Origin of the sequence: Citrobacter sp. Cpo147 (assembly GCF_030332405.1) — a bacterium.
Classification (GTDB): domain Bacteria; phylum Pseudomonadota; class Gammaproteobacteria; order Enterobacterales; family Enterobacteriaceae; genus Citrobacter; species Citrobacter portucalensis.
The window spans coordinates 839,034-864,359 of the sequence record NZ_JAOWHX010000030.1 but is presented as its reverse complement, the minus strand read 5'-3'; the positions used below and the strand labels follow the sequence as shown (position 1 = coordinate 864,359).

Sequence of the window (25,326 nt, the reverse complement as noted above, 5' to 3'; positions counted from 1 at the left end):
TATTCGACAAAAATCTAACGCTCACGTACCCAAACTTTAAATAATTCACCTGTCTATTACCATCCTACAAAATTTGAAAGGTAACGTTAATATGTATATTTCGCCACTTCCGGTCGCCACGGACTCTGATGTTGATAAACTTAGAGATGATATTGCTAATAAGCTTTTATTCACTATTGGCAAAGATCCCGCAATCGCCACGAAACGGGAGTGGCTTAATGCGACGTTATATGCGGTACGCGATCGGATGGTCGAGTGCTGGCACCGTTCTAATCGGGCGCAATTCTCTCAGGATGCGCGCCAGGTATATTATCTGTCGATGGAATTTTTAATTGGTCGTACGCTATCCAATGCATTGCTCTCTTTAGGTATTTATGACGAAGTCAGAAGCGCGCTGGAGGCAATGGGGCTTGAACTGGAAGAACTGATTGATGAAGAAAACGATCCCGGGTTAGGTAATGGTGGTCTCGGTCGTCTGGCGGCCTGCTTCCTTGATTCACTGGCGACGCTTGGGTTGCCGGGATGTGGATACGGTATTCGTTATAACTACGGTATGTTCAAACAAAATATCGTTAACGGTGTACAAAAAGAGTCGCTGGATTATTGGCTGGAATACGGTAATCCCTGGGAGTTCAAACGTCATAATACGCATTATAAAGTACGTTTTGGCGGGCGTGTTCAACAGGAGGGGAATAAAACCCGCTGGCTTGAAACTGAGGATATTCTGGCCGTGGCGCATGATCAAATTATTCCAGGTTATGCGACGGACACGACTAATACGTTACGCTTGTGGAACGTGCAGGTGAATAGCGAAGTTAATGCGGGCAAACTGAATCAGCAGGTCGACTTTGCTACTGAAGTGGAAAACAAATACCACTTCGATCGTATCTCGCGGGTTTTGTACCCGGATGATTCCACCGATGCGGGGCGTGAATTGCGTTTACGCCAGGCCTATTTCCTGGCCTCGGCGACGATTCAGGATATTCTGAGTCGTCATTATCAGTTGAACAAAACATACGACAATCTGGCCGATAAAATTGCGATTCACCTTAATGATACGCATCCGGTACTGGCGATCCCTGAGTTGATGCGTTTATTGATTGATCATCATCAGTTTAGTTGGGATAACGCGTTTGACGTGACCTGTCAGATTTTTTCTTATACCAACCATACGTTGATGAGTGAGGCGCTGGAGACCTGGCCAGTAGAAATGCTAAGTCGAATTTTGCCGCGCCATTTGCAGATTATTTTTGAGATTAACGATCGTTTTCTGAAGACCTTACAGGAACGTTATCGTAATGACAGCGATCTACTGAAACGTGTGTCGTTAATTGATGAATCCGATGGTCGCGTCGTTCGTATGGCCTGGCTGGCAGTAGTTGTCAGTCATAAGGTTAACGGCGTGTCGGCATTGCATTCAAAACTGATGACCGAATCACTGTTTGCAGATTTTGCGAATATTTTTCCCCTGCGTTTCACCAACGTAACCAATGGTGTGACTGCGCGTCGTTGGCTGGCGCTGGCGAATCCACCGCTTGCTAAAGTGCTGGACGAAAATATCGGTGACAGCTGGCGGACTAAATTAATGCAGTTGGGCGAGCTGAAGCAGTTTATAGATTATCCGTCGGTGAATGAGGCTGTGCATCGTGCGAAACGTGAAAATAAGCAGCGGCTGGCGCACCATATTGCCACTCACTACGGCGTGGTGGTGAATCCTGATGCGCTGTTTGATGTGCAGGTGAAACGCATCCACGAGTACAAGCGGCAACTCATGAATGTGCTCCACGTTATTACACGTTATAACCGGATCAAAGCCGCGCCGGATGCCAACTGGGTACCGCGAGTGAATATCTTTGCCGGAAAAGCAGCCTCCTCTTATCACATGGCAAAACAAATTATTCGCTTGATTAACGATGTGGCGCAGTTAGTCAATAACGATCCGCAGATTGGCGGCAAACTGAAAGTAGTATTTATTCCGGATTACAGCGTCAGTCTTGCTCAGCTAATTATTCCGGCAGCCGATCTGTCAGAGCAAATTTCCCTGGCCGGGACGGAAGCCTCCGGGACCAGTAATATGAAATTCGGTATGAATGGTGCGCTGACTATCGGTACGCTCGACGGTGCGAATATCGAAATGCGCGAATACGTTGGGGAAGATAACATCTTTATCTTTGGCAATACGGCGAATCAGGTTGAAACTCTGCGACGTGATGGCTATGACCCGAGGCACATCTTTGAAAAGGATGAGGAACTTCATCAGGTGCTGACGCAAATCGGTACGGGGGTGTTCAGTCCGCAGGAGCCAGGGCGTTATAGAGAGGTGTTGGATTCATTGATTAACTTCGGCGACTACTATCAGGTGTTGGCCGATTATCGCAGCTATGTAGATTGCCAGGATTCGGTGGACGAGTTGTATCGTACTCCCCGGGAGTGGACGACAAAAACCATGCACAATATTGCTAACATGGGGTATTTCTCGTCGGACAGAACGGTTCAGGAATATGCCGACCATATCTGGCGCATAGCAAAAATTCGCGTGTAATCAGTTTTTCTAACGCTCAGCCTCTCTGGTTTTCATCACAGGGAGGCTGTTTGCAAATCAGCCAGAATAGGTGAGAGGATTTTGTGGGTATTGCTTTCTTTGCGCGATGAGGCAAATACGCTAAATTGTGGCAAGGGAAACGGAGTGTTTATTTTTTTTAGTCCATACAGCTGAGCGTGTGTTTCAAATACCTTTTCCGGGATCACCCCTAAACAATGGGTATTGGACACAATCGTCAGAATCGCCGTAAACGATGAGGTAAGCAGGCAGCGTTCTCCGGTTCTGAATTTTTTATCCACAATACTGCGATGATAAATGATTTTCTCATTCTTAGTATTGTAACCGACCAGGTTAGCATTTCTGAATTGCGCTTCACTGATGGTATTACCATATAAAGAATTATTCTGCGAGGCCGCCAGCACCAGGCGCATATCGCATATTTTCTGGCATGAAAGATTTGCTGACTCTACAGAAAAGGTAGAAAAAACGACATCTGCCTGACGCATATTCAGCAGTTCAATAATACTCTGTTCATTCAGGTCGGCGGTAAGGTGCAGGAGGCTGATATCGGCGTCAGTCTCGATTATTCTGGCGGTGACATCTGGAATAACGATAGGGGAAATAAAAGATTCCGTATAAAGCGTTAACCTTTTCTTGGCGGCAGGCGTGGAAAGCGGCATCAGCGACGACAGTTTGTCGATAATTGGGATTGTATTATCATAAAGCTCATCAGAGTAGACCGTCGGTAACAGCGCATTTCCGCTGCGGACGAACAGATTATCCCCCATCATTTCTCGCAGTTTTCTCAGGGACTGGCTGACGGCAGAGGGCGAAATGTTCAACATGTCCGCGACCCTGGAAATGCTGCCGACGCTATAGATCAAGCAGAAAATCGTCAGTAGATTGAGATCAATTTTTGATAGCGTGCGAATTTTCTCTGCATCATTTGCTTTCGACATACACCCCTCATAATCAGCGCCACGGCAGGAATCACATCAGGTATAGCAAAAAATGTCAGGCCAGTCAGACACTGACCATTTTCGCTGAGCACACCGTCTGGAGTTGTAACATTGTAAATTATGTTAATCAATTGAGCTTTATTGATGTAGGGCATCTATTTGTTCAAAAAACAACCATACTATTAAGTTGCACCATAGTTGGAAAGAGGAGGAACAAAGTATGGTTGTTGACAGACTGAGAACCGATCTTCTCAACAAATTGATAAACGCCCGTATCGAACTTGCCGCTTATCTGCAGTTGAGAAAAGCGAAAGGCTACATGTCAGTTAGCGAGAGCGATCGCCTGCGTGATGTTTTTTTTGCACTGAATCGCGAATTGCACGAGCAATCACAGCTTCACGGTATGCATCTTGATCAGGAAGAGTGGAATGCCCTTCATCGTGCTGAAGGGGCGTTAGCCGCCGCCGCTGTTTGTCTTATGAGTGGACATCACGATTGTCCAACGTTTATCGCCGTTAACGCAGAGAAACTGGAAAACTGCCTGACAACGCTGACGCTAAGTATCCAGAGTTTGCAATCTTACCCAACGCTGGAACACGTCTGAATCAGGGGGAGGGCGCTCCCCCTTTTCGTTAAGCTTATGTAAATGTGGCAGGATAATTCCCCTTGCTGGCTACGCTTTATGCAGAGCTATTCAGGAGGTGTTATGCGTCGACTCTTTCTCTGTGCTGCCTCATTCGCGCTACTTTCCACTTATGCCGCCGCGGTAAAAGTGGAAGTGCTGCAAACTAAACTCGATCACCCATGGTCACTGGCTTTTTTACCCGATAACCGCGGTATGCTCATTACGCTCAAAGGTGGACAGCTTCGACTCTGGCAGCCTGATAAAGGGCTTTCCGACCCGCTGACCGGCGTACCAAAAGTCTGGGCGAATGGTCAGGGAGGACTGCTTGATGTGGCGTTAGCACCGGATTTTGTACAATCTCGCCGGGTATGGCTAAGCTTCGCTGAAGCCGACCGCGAAGGCAAAGCGGGCACCGCGGTAGGCTACGGGCGATTGAGTGACGATCTCAAACATCTGCAAGGATTTCAGACCGTTTTTCGCCAACAGCCAAAGCTTTCCACCGGGAACCATTTTGGTGGACGTCTGGTATTTGATGGTAATGGTTATCTGTTTATTGGCCTGGGAGAGAATAATCAACGCGCTACCGCCCAGGACCTGGATAAATTGCAGGGTAAATTAGTCAGACTGACCGACGAGGGCAAAATTCCGCCGGATAATCCGTTTGTGAACAAGGCGGGAGCGCGGGCAGAGATTTGGTCGTATGGCATCCGCAACCCGCAGGGGATGGCGATGAATCCGTGGAGTGATGTGCTGTGGCTCAATGAGCATGGTCCACGCGGAGGCGATGAGATTAATATCCCCGAGAAAGGGAAAAACTACGGCTGGCCTATCGCGACCTGGGGGGTTAACTACAGTGGTTTGAAAATTCCCGAAGCAAAAGGTCAAATTGTTGCTGGCACGGAACAACCCATCTTTTACTGGGAAAAGTCGCCGGCGGTTAGTGGAATGGCTTTTTACAATAGCGGTACCTTCCCGCAGTGGCGGCAAAAGTTGTTCATCGGCGCGTTGAAAGATAAAGAAGTGATCGTGCTGAGCGTTAAAGGGAATACGGTGACTGAGGATGGTCGTCTGTTGCAGGAAAGGGGGCAGCGGATCCGTGATGTGCGCGTCGGACCAGACGGTTATTTGTACGTGCTAACCGACGAGTCCGACGGGGAATTACTGAAAGTGAGTCCCTGATTTGGTTAGCTGACCGGGATCATCACGATTTTTTGAAACGCCGGGCGCTCGGTCAGTTGTTGATACCAGCGTTCCAGATGCGGGCGCGGGGTCCAGCTCAGGCCAACGTTGAACAGGTTATAGATGAATGGTGCCACAGCGATATCCGCGGTGCCAAATTCAGCCCCGGAGAACCATGGCTGGTCTGCCAGCGCGTTATCCAGAATGGCAAACAGGTTATCGCAAACTTGCTTACTTGCCTCAATGGCCGCCATATCGCGCTGATCGGCAGGTGTTCTGACCAAACCAAATAAGATAATCCGATGCGCAGGGCTTAGCGTCTGATTTGCCCAGTCCATCCATTTTTCACCGACGGCGCGCGCGGCCGGGGCGTCAATCCACAAACGTTTTTGTCCGTACTGAGCGGTCAGATAGCGGACAATGGTATTGGATTCCCACAGAACAACGTCCGTTTCATCATCGCGTAGTAGCGGGACCAGTCCGTTCGGGTTCAGTGCCAGATAGTCGGCATCGCGGTTACCGCCATGCTGCCCGCCCGCCAGAATTTGGTTATATGGCAGTTCCAGTTCCTCGAGCGTCCACAATACTTTTTTTACGTTGGTCGAGTTATTGCGACCCCACAGTGTAATCATAGTAACCCCGCAAATTAATTGAGCAGCTTTATGGCTGCAGATGCCATCTGACTAGCTCACATGGTGGGGTAAACCTAATATTTACGCAACAAAGTCTAAAAAAATCGTGCCAGGAGCAGCGCAGCGCGGCGTTATTGCATAAACTTTAAAAACTTTACCAACTTACGGTTTCTTTAAGCTCGTTAGTGCGTTATTACTCACCGCACTTATTTTACACGTCATCCATCAGACTTTTTCTGCATGGGTTGGTCGAGGTCGCTTGGCCGGTTTTGTGTAAACACGGTGTGGTATGACGTGGTTTTTTGGAATGGATACTCGGGTGGCATTTATGACGCAATACTTCTCTTCACTTCGCAGCTTTGCTGCAGGTTCTGCACTCTTAATCCTTTTGGTGCCGACCGTACAGGCGGCGGAGCAACCGACGGCCCCGCCGAGCGTGGACGCGCGCGCGTGGATTCTGATGGATTACGCCAGTGGTAAGGTGCTGGCGGAAGGTAATGCTGATGAGAAACTGGATCCTGCCAGTCTGACCAAAATCATGACCAGCTATGTGGTTGGGCAGGCGCTGAAGGCCGGAAAAATTAACCTCAACGACATGGTCACCGTGGGCAAAGACGCCTGGGCGACCGGTAATCCAGCCCTGCGCGGTTCGTCGGTCATGTTCCTCAAGCCCGGCGATCAGGTTGCGGTGTCCGATCTGAATAAAGGCGTTATCATTCAGTCAGGTAACGATGCCTGTATTGCACTCGCTGATTACGTTGCTGGCAGCCAGGAATCCTTTATTGGTCTGATGAACGGCTATGCGAAAAAACTGGGGCTGACTAACACGACTTTCCAGACGGTGCATGGCCTGGATGCGGCAGGACAGTTCAGTACCGCACGTGATATGGCGCTGCTCGGGAAGGCGTTAATCCACGATGTGCCGGAAGAGTACGCTATTCACAAAGAGAAAGAATTTACCTTCAATAAAATACGTCAACCGAACCGCAACCGTCTGTTGTGGAGCACCAACCTGAACGTGGATGGTATGAAAACCGGGACCACTGCCGGGGCGGGATACAACCTGGTGGCCTCCGCGACCCAGGGCGATATGCGCCTGATCTCCGTGGTGCTGGGAGCAAAAACCGACCGCATTCGTTTCAATGAGTCAGAAAAGCTGCTGACCTGGGGCTTCCGTTTCTTTGAAACCGTTACGCCGATCAAGCCGGATGCGACTTTCGTGACCCAGCGCGTCTGGTTTGGCGATAAGAGTGAAGTGAATTTGGGCGCCGGAGAAGGGGGGTCTGTGACCATCCCGCGTGGTCAGCTCAAAAACCTGAAGGCCAGCTTTACCCTGACTGAACCACAGCTAACTGCACCGCTGAAGAAAGGTCAGGTTGTGGGCACTATCGACTTCCAGTTGAACGGAAAATCTATTGAGCAGCGTCCGTTGATGGTGATGGAAGATGTGGAAGAGGGTGGTTTCTTTAGCCGCATGTGGGACTTTGTGATGATGAAATTCCACCAGTGGTTTGGTGGTTGGTTCTCTTAATCTTATCTATTGCCGGATGGCGCAATCGCCGTCCGGCAGTATCTGTTAGTACTTCAGCGTGATACGTTGTGTTTTAGCGTACTCAACAAATGCCTCGTCAGGACGGCTGTCGCTGATGATGGTATCAAAGCGTTTTAATTCCCCCATCCTCGCAGGTCGCACCTTGCCAAACTTGCTGTGATCGACCACCAGCACGTGATGCTGCGCCATCGACATTGCCCAGTGCTTCACCGGCAGTTCTTCCAGATTAAAGCAGGTCGCGCCTTTTTCGATGTGAACACCTGCCGCGGAATAAAAGGCGATATCCGGACAGAGGTTGTTCAGCGTTTCCTGAAAATCGAGCGGTTTAAAAATCGCGTTACTGGCATGGAATTCACCACCACACAGAATGACGCGGCACTGCGGTTTTTCCTGCAGTACCAGAAACGTATTCAACGAGTAGCAGATTGCGGTGAAGGGCAGTTCATTGTCGATCGCTTCAATGATCCACGGCGTGGTCGTACCGCAATCGAAAAAGATGGTCTGATGCGCCTGCACGAGACTCGCCGCCTGCTGGGCAGCGCGACGCTTTTCATCAACCAGACGGGATTTTTGATCGCTGATTAAATAGTGGTTAGCGCTGCGGGGTTCCAGAACAATATAGCCCCCGAGCAGCACGACGGGAGCATCATGATTATTCAGGTCGCGACGAATGGTCATCTCAGATACGCCCAGCAACGTCGCGGCTTCTTTGAGGTGTAATTTATCGCTGCGTTTCAGCGCCTGCAGTAATTGACCAATACGCTCGTCGCGTCGAGTTTCCATAGTTCCCCTGGAGAATAGATTAAGTGCTCAGTTTCGCGCTTAATACTACTCTTTTTACCGCGGGTTAGTCACGTACCCAACCTTTACGGATGGGGAGAGCGAAGCAGGTGCGATAGCACGTCTGCAAGCCGAGGTACAAGGTTGTGCCGAACCGTTGCCAGATCATCTGGGCGCTCAGGCAACCGATCAACCCGGCCAGTAATCCGCCCAGCATATCCAGCGGCCAGTGAACGCCAAGGTAAACACGTGACCAGGCAATCGCCACGGCGACAACCATCAGCAGAGCACCCGTCCACAAGCGATGCCAGAACAGAAAGGCCAGAGCAAAGGTAAAGATAACCGTACCGTGGTCGCTCGGGAAAGAGTCATCTGCCGCATGGTGCAGGAAGTTATAGCCGATGTGGTTAACGAACGGACGATCGTGGGGGAAAAGATGCCCCATCAGCCAGGAAATCGTCAGACCGACTACTAACGCAATGGCCATTTTGATGACCAACTGGCGCTGGATTGTAACCTGACCACGAGGTCCCCAAAGCCAGAGCACAACGGCTAACAGCGGCACAATGCTGATCAGATCTTTGGCAATGAAAATGGCGAGCGAAATTGCCCATTGCGCAGAGTCGGGTGTTGCATTGATCAAGTAAAAAAGAGAATTGTTCAGATTTTCCAGCATAACGTCCAGACTCAGTGTAATCGTTAAAAAGGCCCATAGGGGGGAGAGCATAAAATTGCTTTCACGGGATAAAAAGCGGTCTTGTCTTATTTGCCTGTTAAATGACGATTTTTAAGACAATTAATGAGACTTATTGAGCATGATAGCGGTCTCAACTTAAATTAACCTTAAAGCAAAATGTTCTTGAGCAAATGAGTGTAAAAATGTGCGCATTTTGCTTTCAAATCACATAATTCACTATCACCAGTACGGCGCATTTATTACACTTTGCGCGATTTTTCTATAGTTAAGAGATTGCATGCAGAACCGTTTATCTTCAGGCGTCCGTTTAGGGCGTCAGGCATTACTTTTCCCGCTCTGTCTGGTACTTTACGAATTCTCCACTTATATCGGCAACGATATGATCCAGCCCGGAATGTTGGCGGTGGTGGCGCAATATAACGCCGGATTAGATTGGGTACCTACGTCTATGACCGCCTATCTGGCAGGCGGCATGTTTTTGCAGTGGTTGTTAGGACCGCTGTCGGACCGTATTGGTCGTCGTCCGGTAATGTTAACCGGCGTGATCTGGTTCATCGTTACCTGCCTTGCAACCCTGCTTGCACAGAATATTGAGCAATTTACCTTCCTGCGTTTTTTGCAGGGGATAAGCCTGTGCTTTATTGGTGCGGTGGGTTACGCCGCCATTCAGGAATCTTTTGAAGAAGCGGTCTGCATAAAAATTACCGCGCTGATGGCAAACGTGGCGCTGATTGCGCCACTGCTGGGTCCGTTGGTAGGCGCAGCCTGGGTACATGTTCTGCCGTGGGAAGGGATGTTTATCCTGTTTGCTGCTCTGGCGGCCATCTCCTTTTTTGGTCTGCAACGCGCGATGCCGGAAACGGCAACCCGGCTTGGTGAAAAGCTGTCCATTAAAGAGTTGGGCAAGGATTATAAGCTGGTGCTGAGGAACGTGCGCTTCGTTGCAGGCGCACTGGCGTTGGGTTTTGTCAGCCTGCCGTTACTGGCGTGGATTGCGCAGTCCCCGATTATTATCATCAGCGGTGAACATCTCAGCAGCTACGAATATGGTCTGTTGCAGGTGCCGATTTTTGGCGCGTTGATTGCTGGTAACCTGGTGCTGGCGCGTCTGACTTCGCGAAAAACCGTGCGTTCGCTAATTATCATGGGCGGCTGGCCAATCGCCGTTGGCCTGATTATTGCCGCTGCGGCCACGGTGGTGTCATCCCATGCATATCTATGGATGACGGCGGGTTTGAGTATCTATGCGTTTGGCATTGGCGTGGCGAATGCGGGGCTGGTGCGCCTGACGCTGTTTGCCAGCGAAATGAGTAAGGGTACCGTTTCTGCCGCAATGGGTATGCTGCAGATGCTGATTTTTACCGTTGGTATTGAGCTGAGTAAACACGCGTATCTGCTGGGAGGGAACGGCTTGTTCAGCTTGTTCAATCTGGCAAGCGGCGTACTGTGGCTGATTCTGATGGTTATCTTCCTGAAAGATAAACGGGTAGGGAATTCCCGGGAAGGTTAAGGACCGGATTTCCGCAATCCAGCGCATATGAGCATAATGACGCCGATAAATTCATCATTATGTTGATAAGAGAATCACGCTGTAGGCCGGATAAGCGAAGCGCCATCCGGCGGCCTGTAGCAAATTGCCGGATGGCGGCGTAAACGCCTTATCCGGCCTACCGCTCACCAAAGATCTTAACTGACCAGTATTACGGTTGTCCGGGCCTGGCGACAACTTAGTGGTGGTCGTCAATCTGATGTTCGATAACCATCCCTTCACCGACGCTTGCCACATGTCGCGCATAAGGATGTGCGCGATAGACAGGGGCCGGAGCAGGCGCTGGAGCAACATATACCGTTTGTGGTGCGGTCGTTACGCTGACCGCCTGGGGCACGCTGACGGAAGAGGGTACTACCACCACTTTATAACCGCTGGGGACATCAACGGTAACGCTTTGCGCAAATGTTGTCCCCGCAAAGCCCAGCAACAATGTCGCCATCAGTACACTTTTCTTCATGATCCGCTCGCCTGAAATATTCACTGGAAGTAATAATCCAGCGGGTTAATTTGAGGCGGATTATGAATAGATCATGCCATCATTTTGTTGCCGTCTGTGCTGAGCCGTTAATGCGTAAACGGTGCTTCATTCTTTAACACGCGGTCGATAATATCCAGAACGCCCTCTTCGTTGTTCGAGCCTGCGCGATATTTTGCCGCCTCGATCACCGGCTCATGGGCGTTGGCCATTGCAAAACTAAATCCTGCCTGACGCAGCATCTCAATATCATTTCCGCCATCGCCAAACACAACAACTTCATTGTCGTTAATATTCCAGCGTTGTTGCAGCAGGCGCAGACCGTTAGCCTTATGCACGCCGGGAATTATTAAGTCGATGCTGCCGTAGCCGGTATGAACCGGTACCATAATATCGCCAATCGCCTCGTGGAGATCGGCCTGTACCTGTGGAATTCGGTCGTCGGAAATATTCAGCCCGAATTTGAAAAAAACGTCGTTGAGATTGTCAAAATTATCTACAAATTCAAGACGATGATAGTACATGGCGGAAACGGATTTATGCTCATCGCTGTATTTTTTGAGCGTATAGGCGCTGTTTTTACCGCAGGCAATAATGTCGATATCGGCGCGGGTCAGCAGATGATCCACGATGGCATGGAAATCGTCTTTAGCCAGTTCGCCGTTAAAGACATCTTCTCCTTCACTGACCACCCAACCGCCGTTTTCGGCGACAAATGAGATCTCATTGGCCAGTTCGGGGAAAAAGGAAATCAACTGATAATATTGGTTGCCGCTGGCGACCACAAAGCGGATCCCTTGTTCTTTCATCTGGCGGTATTGCGCCATAAAGCGCTCACGGTTATAGGTTTTTTGGTCGCTTAAAAATGTGCCGTCCATGTCGACCGCAATTAATTTGATACTCATTAGCTGTTCTCCATCACCGTAGTATTTTTGAGATCCGGTTTCGCTACCGCTTTCGCGACGACGGCGGCGACAAGCACCAGCGCCAGCACCACCAACATAGCGCTGCGCAGGCCATAGTGTTCACCCAGATAGCCTAGCAGCGGCGGTCCAACAAGGAACGCCAGGTAACCGGTGGTCGCCACAACGCTGACGCGGGTTGGGGCATCGGGGCCGGTGTCGCTGGCGGCTGAAATGGTCAGCGGGAAGCCGAGCGATGCGCCGAGTCCCCACAGAATAACGGACACACCGGCCACCCAGGAGCTGTCGACAAAAATAATCAGGCTAATCCCGAGAGCGCCCATCAGCGCACTGGCGCGCACCACCGCAACGCGGCTGTAACGGTCGATGAACCAGCCACCGGTAAATCGCCCAACGGTCATACCCAGCGTAAAACCGGCATAAATCAGCGAGCCTGAGGTCGGGCTAAATCCATGTCCGTCCACCATTAACAGTGGAAGCCAGTCGTTGGCGGAACCTTCAGCAAATGCCATCGCCAGCACTACAACGCCGATCAGCAATAGCTGGATATCACGATAAAAAGGCAGTCCTTTTTCACCGGAGTGAGAACCGTCAGCGGCATTTTTGCCCGTGCCGTCAGGAATAGCTTTGATGGCGATGAAAATAGGTGTGATAGCAACCATTGCAGCCAAAAGAATATGCGCGGTAGCCGGGACGCTGAAGGCGGTAAGCATCATTCCAACTCCAGCCCCTGCCAACGTTCCCAGGCTGTAAAAACCGTGCATCATCGGCAGCACGGTTTTGTTCATTTCGCGCTCAACTGCCGCACCTTCGACGTTGATGGCAACTTCTGCCGCACCAAAGCTGGCGCCAAATACGCCCAGGCCAAACGCGAAAAGCCATGCGGAATGCAGCCAGAGCGCTACGCTGAGGATCGCCATTCCGAGGACTGCACAAGACATGGTGGTGCGAATCACCTTACGCGTGCCAAATCGTTTCACCAGCCAGGCCGAACAAAGTATGCCACTCATCGAACCAATAGAGAGCCCAAACAACACCGCGCCCATTTCGGCAGTGGAGATGGAGAGGATATCTCTGATGGCAGGGGTACGCGTTGCCCAGGAGGCCATTAATAATCCTGGTAAAAAGAAGAACGTGAACAGCGCCCAGGTGCGACGTCTTAAGGCTTTGCGTGATGAGATGCCAGTCATGAATTCGAGCCAAAGAAAAGAAGGAAGGAGACAACATTAGCAAGACTGTGTACATTTGTACACAAATGCAAGAAGAGGAAATGTAGTGCGACGTGCAAACGATCCGCAGCGGCGGGAAAAAATAGTTCAGGCGACTCTGGATGCAGTAATAGACCATGGCATTCATGGGGTTACACATCGTAAAATCGCTACGATTGCCGAGGTGCCACTGGGTTCTATGACCTATTACTTTTCGGGAATTGATGAGCTTTTGATGGAGGCATTTGGCCGTTTTACTGACAGGATGCTGTTGCAGTATCAGGACTTTTTTGCCGACGTTAAGGATGCGTCGCAGGCTTGCCATGCCATTACCGATATGATTTACGGCTCTCAGGTCACAACGCCTGATAATATGGAGCTCATGTATCAGCTGTATGCTTTCGCCAGCCGTAAACCAGCGTTGAAAACGGTGATGCAGAACTGGATGCTACGCAGCCAACAAACGCTGGAGCAGTGGTTTGATCCGGTTACTGCGCGGGCGCTGGATGCGTTTATTGAAGGAATGACGCTGCATTTTGTCACGGACAAAAAACCGCTGCAGCGAGAAGATATCTTGCTGATGGTGGAGCGTATTGCAGGGATACCCGCGACAGTCAGCTGTGCGTAGCGCCTCCGGTAATATTCACCACCGTCGCGGTCATGGCGCTGGCATGGTCTGAAGCAAGAAAGGTCATGACCTCAGCGATTTGTGCAAGCGTAGGCAGGCGCGCGAGCATGGTACTTTGCGCCGCACCTCCTAACCATTGATCGACGGTTAAACCCATTGACTGTGCTTTGGCGGAGAAAATTTCTCCGGTATAGGAGCCAGCTGCAACAGCATCCACAATCGCATGCGAGCGCACGCCGACGACCCGGATATTTGCCGGTCCTACCTCGCTGGCGAACGCTTTAATAAAAGCCTCTGTTCCTGCACAACCAACAATATGACCCAGATGACCAGGCATCGCCATCGGGGCCGCGGGGGCAACAACGCTGAGAATGACGCCCGCACGATTGCCGCCCATGTGCGGCGTTACGGCTTTAGCGATATTGAACTGCGCCGAGAGGAAAGGGGTGATGCCGCTCATAAACTCAGAGAGGGATAATGCGTCAATGCGTTTGCCCTGTTCGTGCATAAATCCCGTTGCGTTAACCACCACATCTATTCCACCGGTTTGCTGCGCAAGGCGGGTAACTTCCTTCGATGCGTTGTGCTCGGCGAGTACATCGGTGATAAAGGTTTCGACTGTACCACCAGCCGTTCGGATATTACTGGCCGTCCGATCAAGTTTTTCATGGCTGCGAGCACCCAGACACACATGGGCTCCTTCGCGCGCCATGACCTGCGCAACCGCACTACCAATAGCCCCGCTGCCACCAAAAATTACTGCGACTTTGCCAGTAAGCAACATGACTAACCCCCATCCCCGATAAAGCACCGTTTTAAAGTATGTGCCATAACCGGCATGCTGCAAATTGGGGAGGAGTTTCAGAGGTGGAAGGCGATGAACGCAAATTTCAGGCAACAAAAAACCCATCAACCTTGAACCAAAACGGCGGGGTTGATGGGCTCCACAAATTGGGGACATCAAAGAAAAGCAGTGGCAATAGTTATGACTGACGCCTTGAAGAAAAGTTCTGCTTACCTGCAAAAAATTTTTCAATTAAGGGAAAATTTCAGTGCTAACCAAGACCAGGCCATACGATGACGATGAGTGTCCCCGCTAATGTCAGCAGAACGTTGGCAATCGCGTAGGTCCCTGCATAACCTAACGCAGGGATGTTGCTGCGTGCGGTGTCGCTGATGATTTCCATTGCCGGAGCACAGGTACGTGCGCCCATCATGGCACCAAACAGCAGGGCGCGGTTCATGCGTAATACGTAAGCACCAAACAAGAAACAGATGACAACTGGAACCAGGCTGACCACCAGGCCGGCAATCAACATTTGACCACCGACGGCACCCAGGCCATTACCAATGCCACTGCCTGCGCTTAAACCGACGCCTGCCATGAATACCATCAGGCCAAACTCTTTCACCATATTCAGCGCACCCTGTGGGATATAGCCAAATGTGGGGTGGTTGGCTCGCAGGAAGCCCAGCATGATCCCAGCGAACAGCAGTCCAGCCGCATTCCCGATGCCGAAGCTGAAATTACTGAACTGGAATGTGATCATCCCGATCATCAGACCGATGATAAAGAAGGCGCAGAAGGCAAGCAGATCGGTCACCTGACTGTGAATTGAAATGAAGCCGATACGGTCGGCAATGGTTTTCACGCGACGAGCATCACCGCTGACCTGCAACACGTCGCCTTTATTGAGCACGACGTTGTCATCGATAGGCATTTCAATCTGGCTGCGGATCACGCGGTTCAGGAAACAACCGTGGTCGGTCAGTTTCAACTGGGCCAGGCGACGACCAACGGCATTGTGGTTTTTTACCACAATTTCTTCAGTGACGATGCGCATATCGAGCAGATCGCGATCGAACACCTCTTTACCGTTACGGAAGCTGGGATCGAGGCGAGCATGGGCGTCCGGATAACCCACCAGGGCTATCTCATCGCCCATTTGCAATACCGCGTCGCCATCCGGGTTGGCCAGAATGCCGTTGCGACGGATGCGTTCAATGTAACAACCGGTCTGGCGATAAATACCCAGTTCGCGCAGATTTTTACCATCGGCCCATGCCACCAGCTCAGGGCCAACGCGATAGGCGCGGATCACCGGGAGGTACACTTTACGATTAGCGTCGGTATCCAGACCTCGTTCACGCGCGATTTGTTGGGCGCTGGTTTGCAGGTCCTGATGCTGCAGTTTCGGCAAATAGCGCGCTCCAACAATCAGGCTGACCAGACCAATCAAATAGGTGAGGGCGTAACCCAGGCTCAGGTTATCGAGAGCGCTTGAAAGTTGTGTCCCTGTCATTCCTGAATGGCGCAAGGTATCACCCGCGCCGACCAGTACCGGCGTTGAGGTCATCGAGCCAGCCAGCATGCCCGCCGTCAGGCCGATATCCCAGCCAAATAGCTTACCCAGCCCCAGCGCGATCAGCATTGCGCTACCGACCATCACCAGGGCAAGCATTAGATAATTTTTCCCATCGCGAAAAAAAATCGAAAAAAAGTTGGGACCGGCTTCGACGCCGACGCAAAAAATAAACAGCATAAAGCCGAGATTTAATGCATCGGTGTTAATACTAAAGTGCTGCTGACCTAATAATAGGGAGACCACTAAAACGCCAATGGAATTACCGAGTTGGACTGAACCCAGACGTAATTTGCCCAGACACAGGCCCAGAGCCAGGACCACAAATAATAACAGGATGTAATTCCCATTTAACAAATCTGCGACGTTTATATTCACGGAGACTAACTTCTTGTTTACTAGTAAGCTATTGAAAGAAATGGCAATTTACGCTAATGTTTTTGCCAGAAATTAAGGGGCGATAGCATCGTACACAGCCCCGAATAATGCAGCATAACAATATATGCGGTTAGTTTAATCTCATTACGTATCAACGGCTATAAGAATCGTGTGGGTGTGTTTTTGGCATGGAATGCCGAGTTACTTTATCTGACTGGACGCCTGCGGGCGAAAAGAGTGTTCGATAGAGAATGTGTCAGGAGGAACGATTGAAACATAAGCAAAGTTGGGCGAGTGCGGTCTGCTGCTTTGTGCTCTTTATTGTGGTGTGTCTTTCATTAACGCTGAACGTGAAAGGGGCATTCAGAGCGGCAGGGCATCCTGAGGTCGGATTGTTGTTTTTTATCTTACCTGGTGCTGCAGCAAGCTTTTTTTCCCATCGTCGGGAAGTGCTCAAACCCCTGCTTGGTGCAATGTTGGCGGCGCCGTGCTGCCTGTTACTGATGCGGTTCGTTTTTATGCCGACGCGTTCATTGTGGCAAGAGCTGGCGTGGTTGTTTAGTGCGGTGTTTTGGTGCGCTCTTGGCGCATTATGTTTTTTATTTATCAGTAGCTTATTCAATCAGCATCAACGGCGGAAAAAGAACTGATGACGCCCTCAAGGTGAGGGCGTAGAAACCGCTATCAGGCGAACAGATTCATGTTCTCTTTTGCCCAAGCTTCAAAATCCGTGCAGCCGCCGATGTGTTTTTGATCGACAAAAATCTGCGGAACGGTTTCAACTGGCTTACCTACCGTCTTTTCCAGATCTGCTTTGGTAATTCCTTCAGCATGGATATCAATGTAGCGGAAGTTAAAATCGTCATGCTCACTGCTTAATTTTTCTGCTAATTCTTTTGCGCGCACGCAATACGGGCACCCTGGGCGACCAAAAATAACGGCAAACATCTCTTTCTCCTCGAACTTATCAGGCCGGATGGCAATACTGGTTATGATGCCGCGATTTGTGACGGATGGAAAGCAGGTTCAGCCTGTTGCTTTGATATCCTCAAGCTATATCTGTTAAACACGGCAAGCCGGAACGTTTTATAATGGAAGCCATTTCGCCGGGAGGCCGCGTATGCGCACAATTGGTGTATTACCCAAATGCGTATTGATGCTGGAAATAATTGGGATGGTTTTGTTATCGCTGGCACTGCTATCGCTTAACGATTACCTCACCTTGCCCGCACCGCTTAACAGCCCGTTAGCCTGCGTGGTGATGATATTTCTGGGCGTACTGCTGATGCTCCCTGCTGCGGTAGCGTTGATGTGGCGTGTTGCTCAACTGCTGGCACCGCAACTGATGTCTCGCACACCCGGTGATTCAACTGATTCAGACAGAGACAAAAGAGATGACTCCAACCATTGATTTACTCCGCAGCCACCGTTCCATTCGCCATTTTACTGATGATGCCATTTCGGATGCACAGCGTGAGGCGATTATTGCCGCCGCTCAGGGAACGTCAAGCTCCAGTTTTCTACAGTGCACGACGATCATTCGCATAACGGATAAATCTCTGCGCGAATCGCTGGCTACCTTATCTGGCGGCCAAAAGCATGTGGCACAGGCCGCTGAGTTCTGGGTGTTTTGCGCTGATTTTAATCGTCATTTGCAGATTTGCCCTGACGCGCAACTTGGGCTGGCGGAACAGCTGCTGCTGGGCGTGGTTGATACCGCAATGATGGCGCAAAATGCGTTGACGGCGGCAGAGTCGCTGGGACTTGGCGGCGTGTTTATTGGTGGCCTGCGTAACAATATTGAGCCGGTCACCGAACTGCTGAAGCTTCCGCAACATGTTCTTCCGCTCTTTGGTTTGTGCCTCGGCTGGCCTGCGGATAACCCGGATATCAAGCCGCGGCTGCCCGCGTCGCTTGTGGTGCACGAAAATCAATATCAGCCACTCAACAGCGATGTGTTGGCGCAATATGATGAGCAGCTCGCGCAGTACTATCTGACCCGAGGCAGCAATACCCGCCGCGACACCTGGAGCGATCATATTCGCCGTACCATCATTAAAGAAAGTCGCCCCTTTATCCTGGAATATTTGCATAAACAGGGATGGGCCACGCGCTAAAGATTTTAACCCAGTGTATGATACGCCAGCTTTTACCAGGTCATTCAGAGAGGTGCAGGGTGAAAATTGCCATTTTGTCCCGGGACGGAACGCTCTATTCTTGTAAACGCCTGCGTGAAGCGGCGATGCAGCGCGGTCACCTGGTTGAAGTTATCGATCCCCTTTCTTGCTATATGAACATCAGCCCAGCGGCATCCTCTATTCATTACAAGGGCCGTCAGCTTCCTCATTTCGATGCGGTGATCCCGCGGATTGGTTCCGCGATTACCTTTTATGGGACGGCGGCGCTGCGCCAGTTTGAGATGCTGGGTAGCTATCCGTTGAATGAATCGGTAGCGATTACGCGAGCGCGCGATAAGCTGCGTTCTCTACAGCTGCTGGCGCGTCAGGGAATTGATTTACCCATCACCGGAATTGCTCACTCTCCGGACGATACCAGCGACATGATTGACATGGTTGGCGGTGCGCCGTTGGTGGTGAAACTGGTTGAAGGCACCCAGGGTATTGGCGTGGTGCTGGCGGAAACGCGGCAGGCTGCAGAAAGCGTGGTAGATGCGTTTCGTGGGGTGAATGCCCATATCCTGGTTCAGGAATATATCAAAGAAGCGAAGGGGCGCGATATTCGCTGTTTCGTGGTGGGCGATGAAGTAGTGGCCGCCATTGAACGACGGGCTAAAGAGGGCGATTTTCGTTCTAATCTCCATCGCGGTGGTGTGGCGACTATTGCGAGTATCACGCCGCGCGAAAGAGAAATTGCGCTCAAAGCCGCCCGGACTATGGGCCTGGACGTTGCAGGCGTTGATATTCTGCGCGCTGATCGAGGGCCACTGGTCATGGAGGTCAACGCGTCTCCGGGGCTGGAAGGCGTGGAGAAAACTACCGGGTTAGACATTGCCGCGAAAATGATCCAGTGGATCGAGCGCCATGCTACTCCTGAATTTTGTCTTAAAATCGGCGGCTAAGCGCAATATCGATTGCGATCGTGGTATGACACGCTCTTTTTGCGTAAGCTGTGCCGGTATTTTTTTCATCAATAGAGGTCGCACATTATTATGACATCACTGGTCGTTCCCACTCTGGATACGTTGCGTCAATGGCTCGACGACCTGGGCATGAGTTTTTTTGAATGCGATACCTGTCAGGCGCTGCACTTGCCACACATGCAGAATTTTGACGGCATCTTTGATGCAAAAGTTGATTTGGTCGATAACGTCATTCTGTTTTCTGCGATGGCGGAAGTCAGACCTTCTGCACTGCTGCCACTGGCAGCCGATCTGTCTGCGATCAATGCCAGTTCACTGACGGTGAAAGCTTTTCTGGATATGCAGGATGATAATCTGCCAAAGCTGGTGGTTTGCCAGTCTTTATCCGTTACGCCGGGCGTAACGTTTGAGCAGTTTGAATGTTTTGTTCGCCAGAGCGAAGAGCAAATATCGATGGTGATCCTCGAAGCCGGAGCGCATCAGCTGTTATTTAATGCTGAAGAAGATGCGCAAAACAGCACCGCTGAAATTCATTTCCTCCATTAATTCTTCCTGAATCTGGACATATATTGCGCAGCCGCTGCCAGAGCGGTTGCGTATTGCCTGTTTTTATTCTGCATTTAACCTTTCATTAAAGAATTATTCACCTCGATTCAGCGCCTTCCGCTTTATGTCATAGACAATTCCTGCATAAAAAATTGATAAAAGACGTTTTTTAATCTGGGCTATATCCACAATTCCTGGCTAAAGTTATTCTTGCGAAGCTTACCAACGTCATCATTTAAACAGTCCCTTGTGACCTGACCTGTGGCCACAATGTGTGTTGAATGCATAGGCGGATGCCAGCGAGCAACAGCGGCATGAGGAGAGGTCTCTCTTTTCATCGGTGCTGCATGAAAGAATATGCACGTTTCTTGCATATCATTAGAGTGTGACATTTTTGTTCGTTTGTTAACGAACTTTCAGAAGGAAAGAGATTATGACCGCCTTAAATAAAAAATGGTTATCAGGCCTGGTTGCGGGTGCTCTGATGGCCATCTCTGCCGGCACGCTCGCTGCTGAACAAAAAACGCTGCATATTTATAACTGGTCTGATTATATTGCCCCGGATACGGTGGCTAATTTTGAAAAAGAGACCGGAATTAAAGTTATCTATGATGTATTTGATTCCAATGAAGTACTGGAAGGTAAGCTCATGGCTGGCAGTACCGGCTTTGACCTTGTCGTTCCTTCTGCCAGCTTCCTTGAGCGTCAACTGACTGCGGGCGTATTCCAGCCGCTGGATAAGAGCAAATTGCCGGGCTGGAAAAATCTTGATCCTGAACTGCTGAAGCTGGTGGGTAAACACGATCCGGACAACAAGTTCGCGATGCCGTACATGTGGGCTACGACCGGTATTGGCTATAACGTGGATAAAGTCAAAGCGGTGCTTGGGCCGGATGCGCCGGTTAACAGCTGGGATTTGATCCTCAAACCGGAAAATCTGGAAAAACTCAAAAGCTGCGGCGTCTCTTTCCTCGATGCGCCAGAAGAGGTATTTGCCACGGTGCTGAACTATTTGGGTAAAGACCCAAACAGTACCAAAGCGGATGATTACACCGGGCCAGCAACCGATCTGCTGTTGAAGCTGCGTCCAAATATTCGCTACTTCCACTCCTCGCAATATATTAACGACCTGGCAAACGGTGATACCTGCGTCGCGATTGGCTGGGCAGGGGACGTATGGCAGGCGGCAAACCGTGCGAAAGAAGCGAAAAATGGCGTCAATATCTCCTTCTCAATTCCTAAAGAAGGTGCAATGGCGTTCTTTGACGTATTCGCGATGCCTGCCGATGCGAAAAACAAAGATGAAGCCTATCAGTTCCTCAATTACCTGCTGCGCCCTGATGTGATTGCGCATATCTCCGACCACGTGTTTTATGCCAATGCCAACAAAGAAGCGACGGCTCTGGTCAGCCCTGAGGTTCGTGACAACCCGGGTATCTACCCGCCTGCGGATGTTCGCGCCAAGCTGTTCACACTGAAAGTACAGGATCCGAAGATCGATCGTGTACGTACCCGCGCATGGACGAAGGTAAAAAGCGGGAAATAAACCGATGTTTGGGACATGACCCGGCAGGATTTTTGCCTGCCGGGCAGTGTTGAGCCCGGACACATATAACCCGGCAATACGCACCGTTATGGTGCGTTATTTGCACCGTTTCTTTGTTTTATGCCGGAGAGCACCTGAGTGAATGATGCAACCCCACGCCCACAAGCGAAAATCCGCAAGGCGCTGACCCCGCTGCTTGAAATTCGCAATCTGACCAAGTCATTTGACGGTCAGCACGCCGTTGATGACGTCAATCTTACTATCTACAAAGGTGAAATATTTGCTCTGCTTGGCGCGTCCGGCTGTGGCAAATCGACTCTGCTGCGCATGTTAGCGGGATTTGAACTGCCGACTACCGGGCAAATCATGCTTGATGGCGTCGATTTAGCGCATGTCCCGCCTTATCTGCGTCCGATTAATATGATGTTTCAGTCCTATGCCCTGTTTCCGCACATGACGGTGGAGCAGAACATTGCCTTTGGCCTCAAGCAGGACAAACTGCCGAAGGCTGAAATCGCCAGTCGGGTGAATGAGATGCTGGGACTCGTGCATATGCAGGAGTTCGCCAAACGCAAGCCACATCAGCTTTCTGGCGGCCAGCGTCAGCGCGTGGCATTGGCGCGCAGCCTGGCAAAACGTCCAAAACTGCTGTTGCTGGATGAGCCAATGGGGGCGCTGGATAAAAAACTCCGAGACCGCATGCAACTGGAAGTGGTGGATATTCTTGAACGCGTCGGCGTGACCTGCGTGATGGTGACACACGATCAGGAAGAAGCCATGACGATGGCGGGCCGTATTGCGATCATGAACCGTGGCAAATTTGTCCAGATTGGCGAGCCGGAAGAGATCTATGAGCATCCGACTACGCGTTACAGCGCAGAGTTTATCGGTTCGGTAAACGTTTTTGAGGGACTGCTAAAAGAACGCCAGGAAGATGGTCTGGTGATTGAGTCTCCTGGTCTGGTACATCCGCTGAAAGTGGACGCCGATGCTTCTGTTGTCGATAACGTCCCGGTGTATGTTGCGCTGCGTCCGGAAAAAATCATGCTCTGCGAAGCCCCTCCGCCAGAGGGTTATAACTTCGCGGTAGGCGAAGTGGTGCACATTGCCTATCTGGGTGATTTGTCGGTGTACCACGTACGTTTGAAAAGCGGCCAGATGTTGAGCGCCCAGCTACAAAATGAGCATCGTTATCGCAAGGGATTACCAACCTGGGGTGACGAAGTCCGTTTATGTTGGGATGCGGACAGCTGTGTGGTGTTGACGGTTTAAGGAGCGAAGATGAGTACACTTGAACCTCCGGCACGCGTGGATAAAGCAGGGCGATTCACGCTGTTTATGTCGCGGCTGCAAATGAAGCACGGGCGCAAGCTGGTGATCGCGCTGCCGTATGTGTGGCTGCTGCTCCTGTTTCTGCTGCCTTTTCTGATTGTCTTCAAAATCAGTTTGGCTGAAATGGCGCGCGCTATTCCTCCCTATACGGACCTCGTTTCATGGGCTGATGATCAGCTATCCATCACACTCAACTTAGCCAACTTCCTGCAGTTAACGGACGATCCGCTCTATTTCGATGCCTACCTGCAATCGTTACAGGTGGCGGGAATTTCGACAATCTGTTGCCTGCTGCTGGGATACCCACTGGCATGGGCCGTCGCGCACAGTAAACCCTCAACGCGTAATATTCTGCTGTTGCTGGTGATCCTGCCGTCCTGGACCTCGTTTTTAATTCGCGTATATGCCTGGATGGGGATCCTGAAAAACAACGGCGTGCTGAACAACTTCCTGATGTGGCTGGGCGTCATCGACCAACCGTTGACGATTTTGCATACCAATCTGGCGGTCTACATCGGTATTGTTTACGCCTATTTGCCCTTTATGGTGCTGCCGATTTATACCGCGCTGACCCGTATCGATTACTCGCTGGTGGAAGCGGCGCTGGATTTAGGTGCCCGGCCGCTGAAGACCTTCTTTAGCGTGATTGTGCCGTTGACCAAGGGCGGTATTATCGCCGGGTCAATGCTGGTATTTATTCCGGCTGTTGGCGAGTTTGTGATCCCGGAACTGTTGGGCGGCCCGGATAGCATCATGATTGGCCGTGTGCTTTGGCAGGAGTTTTTCAATAACCGCGACTGGCCGGTGGCTTCTGCTGTCGCCATTATTATGCTGCTGTTACTGATTGTGCCAATCATGTGGTTCCATAAATATCAGCAAAAAAGCGTGGGGGAACACGGATGAATAACTTACCGGTCGTTCGCTCGCCGTGGCGTATTTTTATCCTGGTGCTGGGTTTTACCTTCCTGTATGCGCCGATGCTAATGCTGGTTATCTATTCGTTTAACAGCTCGAAGCTGGTGACGGTATGGGCGGGTTGGTCAACCCGTTGGTATGGTGAGCTTTTCCACGATAGCGCGATGATAAGCGCTGTCGGCATGAGTTTAACGATTGCTGCGGGTGCTGCGACGATGGCGGCAATCCTTGGCACCATCGCCGCCGTGGTAATGGTGCGCTTTGGTCGTTTTCGTGGTTCAAATGGTTTCGCCTTTATGATCACCGCGCCGCTGGTCATGCCGGATGTTATTACCGGTTTGTCGCTGCTGCTGCTGTTTGTTGCGTTGGCTCACGCCATCGGCTGGCCAGCGGATCGCGGCATGCTGACCATCTGGCTGGCGCATGTCACTTTCTGTACGGCATATGTGGCGGTGGTGATTTCTTCACGTTTGCGCGAACTGGATCACTCCATTGAGGAAGCTGCGATGGATCTCGGCGCCACGCCGCTGAAGGTCTTTTTCGTCATCACCCTGCCGATGATTATGCCGGCGGTGATTTCCGGTTGGTTATTAGCCTTCACGCTGTCGCTCGATGATCTGGTTATTGCCAGCTTTGTCTCTGGTCCTGGCGCCACAACGTTACCGATGCTGGTGTTCTCCAGCGTACGTATGGGGGTGAACCCGGAGATCAACGCGCTGGCGACGCTGATCCTTGGTGTGGTAGGAATTATCGGATTTATCGCGTGGTATCTGATGGCGCGAACAGAAAAACAACGGATCCGCGATATCCAACGTGCAAGACGCGGCTGAAAAAACTAAAATCTGCCAACCTGTCTATACGGCGCAGCTGTGGTGGTTGCGCCGTTTTCATGGAAGACGACGCGTTGGGATTTTTTAAGAAATCATCCACATCACATGCTCGCTTAAACGTCCCTGCTTTGGTGCAGGTGGCGGCGCTGGCTATTATCATGATCCGCTGTCTCGATCTGTTGATGATTTTTAATACGCTTGGGTTTCGTGGAACCAGTGAGTTTATTCATCGCAGCGTGCAGACCTGGAATTTGACGCTGGTGTTTCTGGGCAGTCTGGTGCTGCTATTTATCGAAATTTACTGCGCATTTTCGCTGGTAAAAGGACGGAACTGGGCACGCTGGATCTATCTGTTGACCCAGATTATCGCCAGCGTCTATCTGTGGGCTGCTTCGCTGGGCTACGGATACCCAGAACTATTCAGTATTGCGGGGGAGTCCCGACGCGAAATCCTGCATACGCTGGTAATGCAAAAACTGCCGGATATGCTGGTATTGCTGTTACTGTTTGTTCCTGCGTCCAGCAGGCGGTTCTTCCGTTTGCAATAACGTGTATAATATTGGC

26 protein-coding genes are annotated in these 25,326 nt (G+C 50.8%); 16 read left to right on the top strand and 10 right to left on the bottom strand.

Annotated features, from left to right (window positions below):
• The first annotated feature begins 91 nt into the window (after positions 1–91).
• Complete coding sequence (gene glgP / locus OGY06_RS06790) at positions 92–2,542, top strand: glycogen phosphorylase (protein WP_164562972.1); 2,451 nt, start codon at positions 92–94, stop codon at positions 2,540–2,542.
• 35 nt (positions 2,543–2,577) lie between these two features.
• Here the strand turns inward: glgP and OGY06_RS06785 are convergent, their stop codons facing one another.
• Entirely contained in the window at positions 2,578–3,501 is a 924-nt protein-coding gene (locus OGY06_RS06785) for a LysR family transcriptional regulator (RefSeq protein WP_164562971.1), read from the bottom strand.
• 220 nt (positions 3,502–3,721) lie between these two features.
• Here OGY06_RS06785 and bssR point away from each other — a divergent pair, with 220 nt between their 5' ends.
• Together bssR and OGY06_RS06775 are read left to right on the top strand one after the other, a co-directional pair.
• Complete coding sequence (gene bssR / locus OGY06_RS06780) at positions 3,722–4,105, top strand: biofilm formation regulator BssR (protein ID WP_008784229.1); 384 nt, start codon at positions 3,722–3,724, stop codon at positions 4,103–4,105.
• A 102-nt stretch (positions 4,106–4,207) separates the two neighbouring features.
• Positions 4,208–5,305: a PQQ-dependent sugar dehydrogenase gene (locus OGY06_RS06775; RefSeq protein ID WP_149384175.1), complete on the top strand. Its 1,098-nt coding sequence runs from the start codon at positions 4,208–4,210 to the stop codon at positions 5,303–5,305.
• Between the two features lie 5 nt (positions 5,306–5,310).
• Here the strand turns inward: OGY06_RS06775 and OGY06_RS06770 are convergent, their stop codons facing one another.
• The gene (locus OGY06_RS06770; protein WP_164562970.1) at positions 5,311–5,937 is read right to left on the bottom strand and encodes a glutathione S-transferase family protein; all 627 of its coding nucleotides are present in this window, start codon (positions 5,935–5,937) and stop codon (positions 5,311–5,313) included.
• A 328-nt stretch (positions 5,938–6,265) separates the two neighbouring features.
• On the opposite strand from OGY06_RS06770, the gene dacC reads away from it, so the two are divergent.
• Entirely contained in the window at positions 6,266–7,468 is a 1,203-nt protein-coding gene (dacC, locus tag OGY06_RS06765; protein WP_003831630.1) for a serine-type D-Ala-D-Ala carboxypeptidase, read from the top strand.
• Positions 7,469–7,513: 45 nt separating this feature from the next.
• On the opposite strand, the gene deoR is transcribed toward dacC, so the two are convergent.
• Both deoR and ybjG read right to left on the bottom strand, forming a co-directional pair.
• Positions 7,514–8,272: a DNA-binding transcriptional repressor DeoR gene (deoR, locus tag OGY06_RS06760; RefSeq protein WP_008784233.1), complete on the bottom strand. Its 759-nt coding sequence runs from the start codon at positions 8,270–8,272 to the stop codon at positions 7,514–7,516.
• Positions 8,273–8,336: 64 nt separating this feature from the next.
• Positions 8,337–8,945, bottom strand: coding sequence for an undecaprenyl-diphosphate phosphatase (gene ybjG, locus OGY06_RS06755; protein WP_164562969.1), 609 nt, complete (start codon positions 8,943–8,945; stop codon positions 8,337–8,339).
• 298 nt (positions 8,946–9,243) lie between these two features.
• Between ybjG and OGY06_RS06750 the strand changes: the two genes are divergently transcribed.
• Positions 9,244–10,476, top strand: coding sequence for an MFS transporter (locus OGY06_RS06750; RefSeq protein ID WP_008784235.1), 1,233 nt, complete (start codon positions 9,244–9,246; stop codon positions 10,474–10,476).
• A 217-nt stretch (positions 10,477–10,693) separates the two neighbouring features.
• On the opposite strand, the gene OGY06_RS06745 is transcribed toward OGY06_RS06750, so the two are convergent.
• From OGY06_RS06745 to OGY06_RS06735, 3 genes are all read right to left on the bottom strand, one after another.
• A complete protein-coding gene (locus OGY06_RS06745) occupies positions 10,694–10,975 on the bottom strand; it encodes a hypothetical protein (protein WP_003831642.1) in 282 nt (93 codons plus the stop codon).
• Positions 10,976–11,082: 107 nt separating this feature from the next.
• Positions 11,083–11,898 carry a Cof-type HAD-IIB family hydrolase gene (locus tag OGY06_RS06740; RefSeq protein WP_164562968.1) on the bottom strand — a complete coding sequence of 272 codons (816 nt, stop codon included), beginning with the start codon at positions 11,896–11,898 and terminating at the stop codon, positions 11,083–11,085.
• Positions 11,898–13,106, bottom strand: a complete 1,209-nt coding sequence (locus OGY06_RS06735) for an MFS transporter (protein ID WP_032934393.1) — start codon at positions 13,104–13,106, stop codon at positions 11,898–11,900. The genes OGY06_RS06740 and OGY06_RS06735 overlap by 1 nt, the downstream gene beginning before the upstream one ends.
• Positions 13,107–13,191: 85 nt before the next feature.
• On the opposite strand from OGY06_RS06735, the gene OGY06_RS06730 reads away from it, so the two are divergent.
• Complete coding sequence (locus OGY06_RS06730; RefSeq protein ID WP_267385182.1) at positions 13,192–13,752, top strand: TetR/AcrR family transcriptional regulator; 561 nt, start codon at positions 13,192–13,194, stop codon at positions 13,750–13,752.
• Here OGY06_RS06730 and OGY06_RS06725 read toward each other — a convergent pair.
• Together OGY06_RS06725 and OGY06_RS06720 are read right to left on the bottom strand one after the other, a co-directional pair.
• The gene (locus OGY06_RS06725) at positions 13,739–14,536 is read right to left on the bottom strand and encodes an SDR family NAD(P)-dependent oxidoreductase (protein WP_267385173.1); all 798 of its coding nucleotides are present in this window, start codon (positions 14,534–14,536) and stop codon (positions 13,739–13,741) included. The two genes, OGY06_RS06730 and OGY06_RS06725, sit on opposite strands and share 14 nt — an antisense overlap.
• Before the next feature lie 271 nt (positions 14,537–14,807).
• Positions 14,808–16,493, bottom strand: coding sequence for an aspartate:alanine antiporter (locus OGY06_RS06720; protein ID WP_003831652.1), 1,686 nt, complete (start codon positions 16,491–16,493; stop codon positions 14,808–14,810).
• A gap of 269 nt (positions 16,494–16,762) precedes the next feature.
• On the opposite strand from OGY06_RS06720, the gene OGY06_RS06715 reads away from it, so the two are divergent.
• Positions 16,763–17,143: an inner membrane protein YbjM gene (locus tag OGY06_RS06715; RefSeq protein WP_003035356.1), complete on the top strand. Its 381-nt coding sequence runs from the start codon at positions 16,763–16,765 to the stop codon at positions 17,141–17,143.
• Positions 17,144–17,177: 34 nt separating this feature from the next.
• Here the strand turns inward: OGY06_RS06715 and OGY06_RS06710 are convergent, their stop codons facing one another.
• Positions 17,178–17,441 (bottom strand): GrxA family glutaredoxin, encoded by a 264-nt coding sequence (locus OGY06_RS06710; RefSeq protein ID WP_003035358.1) that lies wholly within the window; start codon positions 17,439–17,441, stop codon positions 17,178–17,180.
• Between the two features lie 172 nt (positions 17,442–17,613).
• Here OGY06_RS06710 and OGY06_RS06705 point away from each other — a divergent pair, with 172 nt between their 5' ends.
• From OGY06_RS06705 to OGY06_RS06665, 9 genes are all read left to right on the top strand, one after another.
• Complete coding sequence (locus OGY06_RS06705) at positions 17,614–17,904, top strand: DUF1418 family protein (protein WP_149281401.1); 291 nt, start codon at positions 17,614–17,616, stop codon at positions 17,902–17,904.
• Complete coding sequence (nfsA, locus tag OGY06_RS06700) at positions 17,888–18,610, top strand: nitroreductase NfsA (RefSeq protein ID WP_048235739.1); 723 nt, start codon at positions 17,888–17,890, stop codon at positions 18,608–18,610. Before OGY06_RS06705 ends, nfsA begins: the two co-directional genes overlap by 17 nt.
• A 59-nt stretch (positions 18,611–18,669) precedes the next feature.
• On the top strand, positions 18,670–19,572 hold the full coding sequence (rimK, locus tag OGY06_RS06695) for a 30S ribosomal protein S6--L-glutamate ligase (protein WP_164562966.1): 903 nt from the start codon (positions 18,670–18,672) through the stop codon (positions 19,570–19,572).
• A 90-nt stretch (positions 19,573–19,662) separates the two neighbouring features.
• Complete coding sequence (locus OGY06_RS06690) at positions 19,663–20,139, top strand: type III secretion system chaperone family protein (protein ID WP_003831662.1); 477 nt, start codon at positions 19,663–19,665, stop codon at positions 20,137–20,139.
• A 433-nt stretch (positions 20,140–20,572) separates the two neighbouring features.
• Positions 20,573–21,685, top strand: a complete 1,113-nt coding sequence (potF, locus tag OGY06_RS06685; RefSeq protein WP_003831664.1) for a spermidine/putrescine ABC transporter substrate-binding protein PotF — start codon at positions 20,573–20,575, stop codon at positions 21,683–21,685.
• Positions 21,686–21,823: 138 nt separating this feature from the next.
• Entirely contained in the window at positions 21,824–22,957 is a 1,134-nt protein-coding gene (gene potG / locus OGY06_RS06680) for a putrescine ABC transporter ATP-binding subunit PotG (protein WP_003831665.1), read from the top strand.
• Between the two features lie 9 nt (positions 22,958–22,966).
• Complete coding sequence (gene potH, locus OGY06_RS06675; protein WP_003831667.1) at positions 22,967–23,920, top strand: putrescine ABC transporter permease PotH; 954 nt, start codon at positions 22,967–22,969, stop codon at positions 23,918–23,920.
• The gene (gene potI / locus OGY06_RS06670; protein ID WP_003831669.1) at positions 23,917–24,762 is read left to right on the top strand and encodes a putrescine ABC transporter permease PotI; all 846 of its coding nucleotides are present in this window, start codon (positions 23,917–23,919) and stop codon (positions 24,760–24,762) included. The genes potH and potI overlap by 4 nt, the downstream gene beginning before the upstream one ends.
• A gap of 59 nt (positions 24,763–24,821) precedes the next feature.
• The gene (locus OGY06_RS06665; RefSeq protein ID WP_003035378.1) at positions 24,822–25,310 is read left to right on the top strand and encodes a YbjO family protein; all 489 of its coding nucleotides are present in this window, start codon (positions 24,822–24,824) and stop codon (positions 25,308–25,310) included.
• Positions 25,311–25,326: the final 16 nt, after the last annotated feature.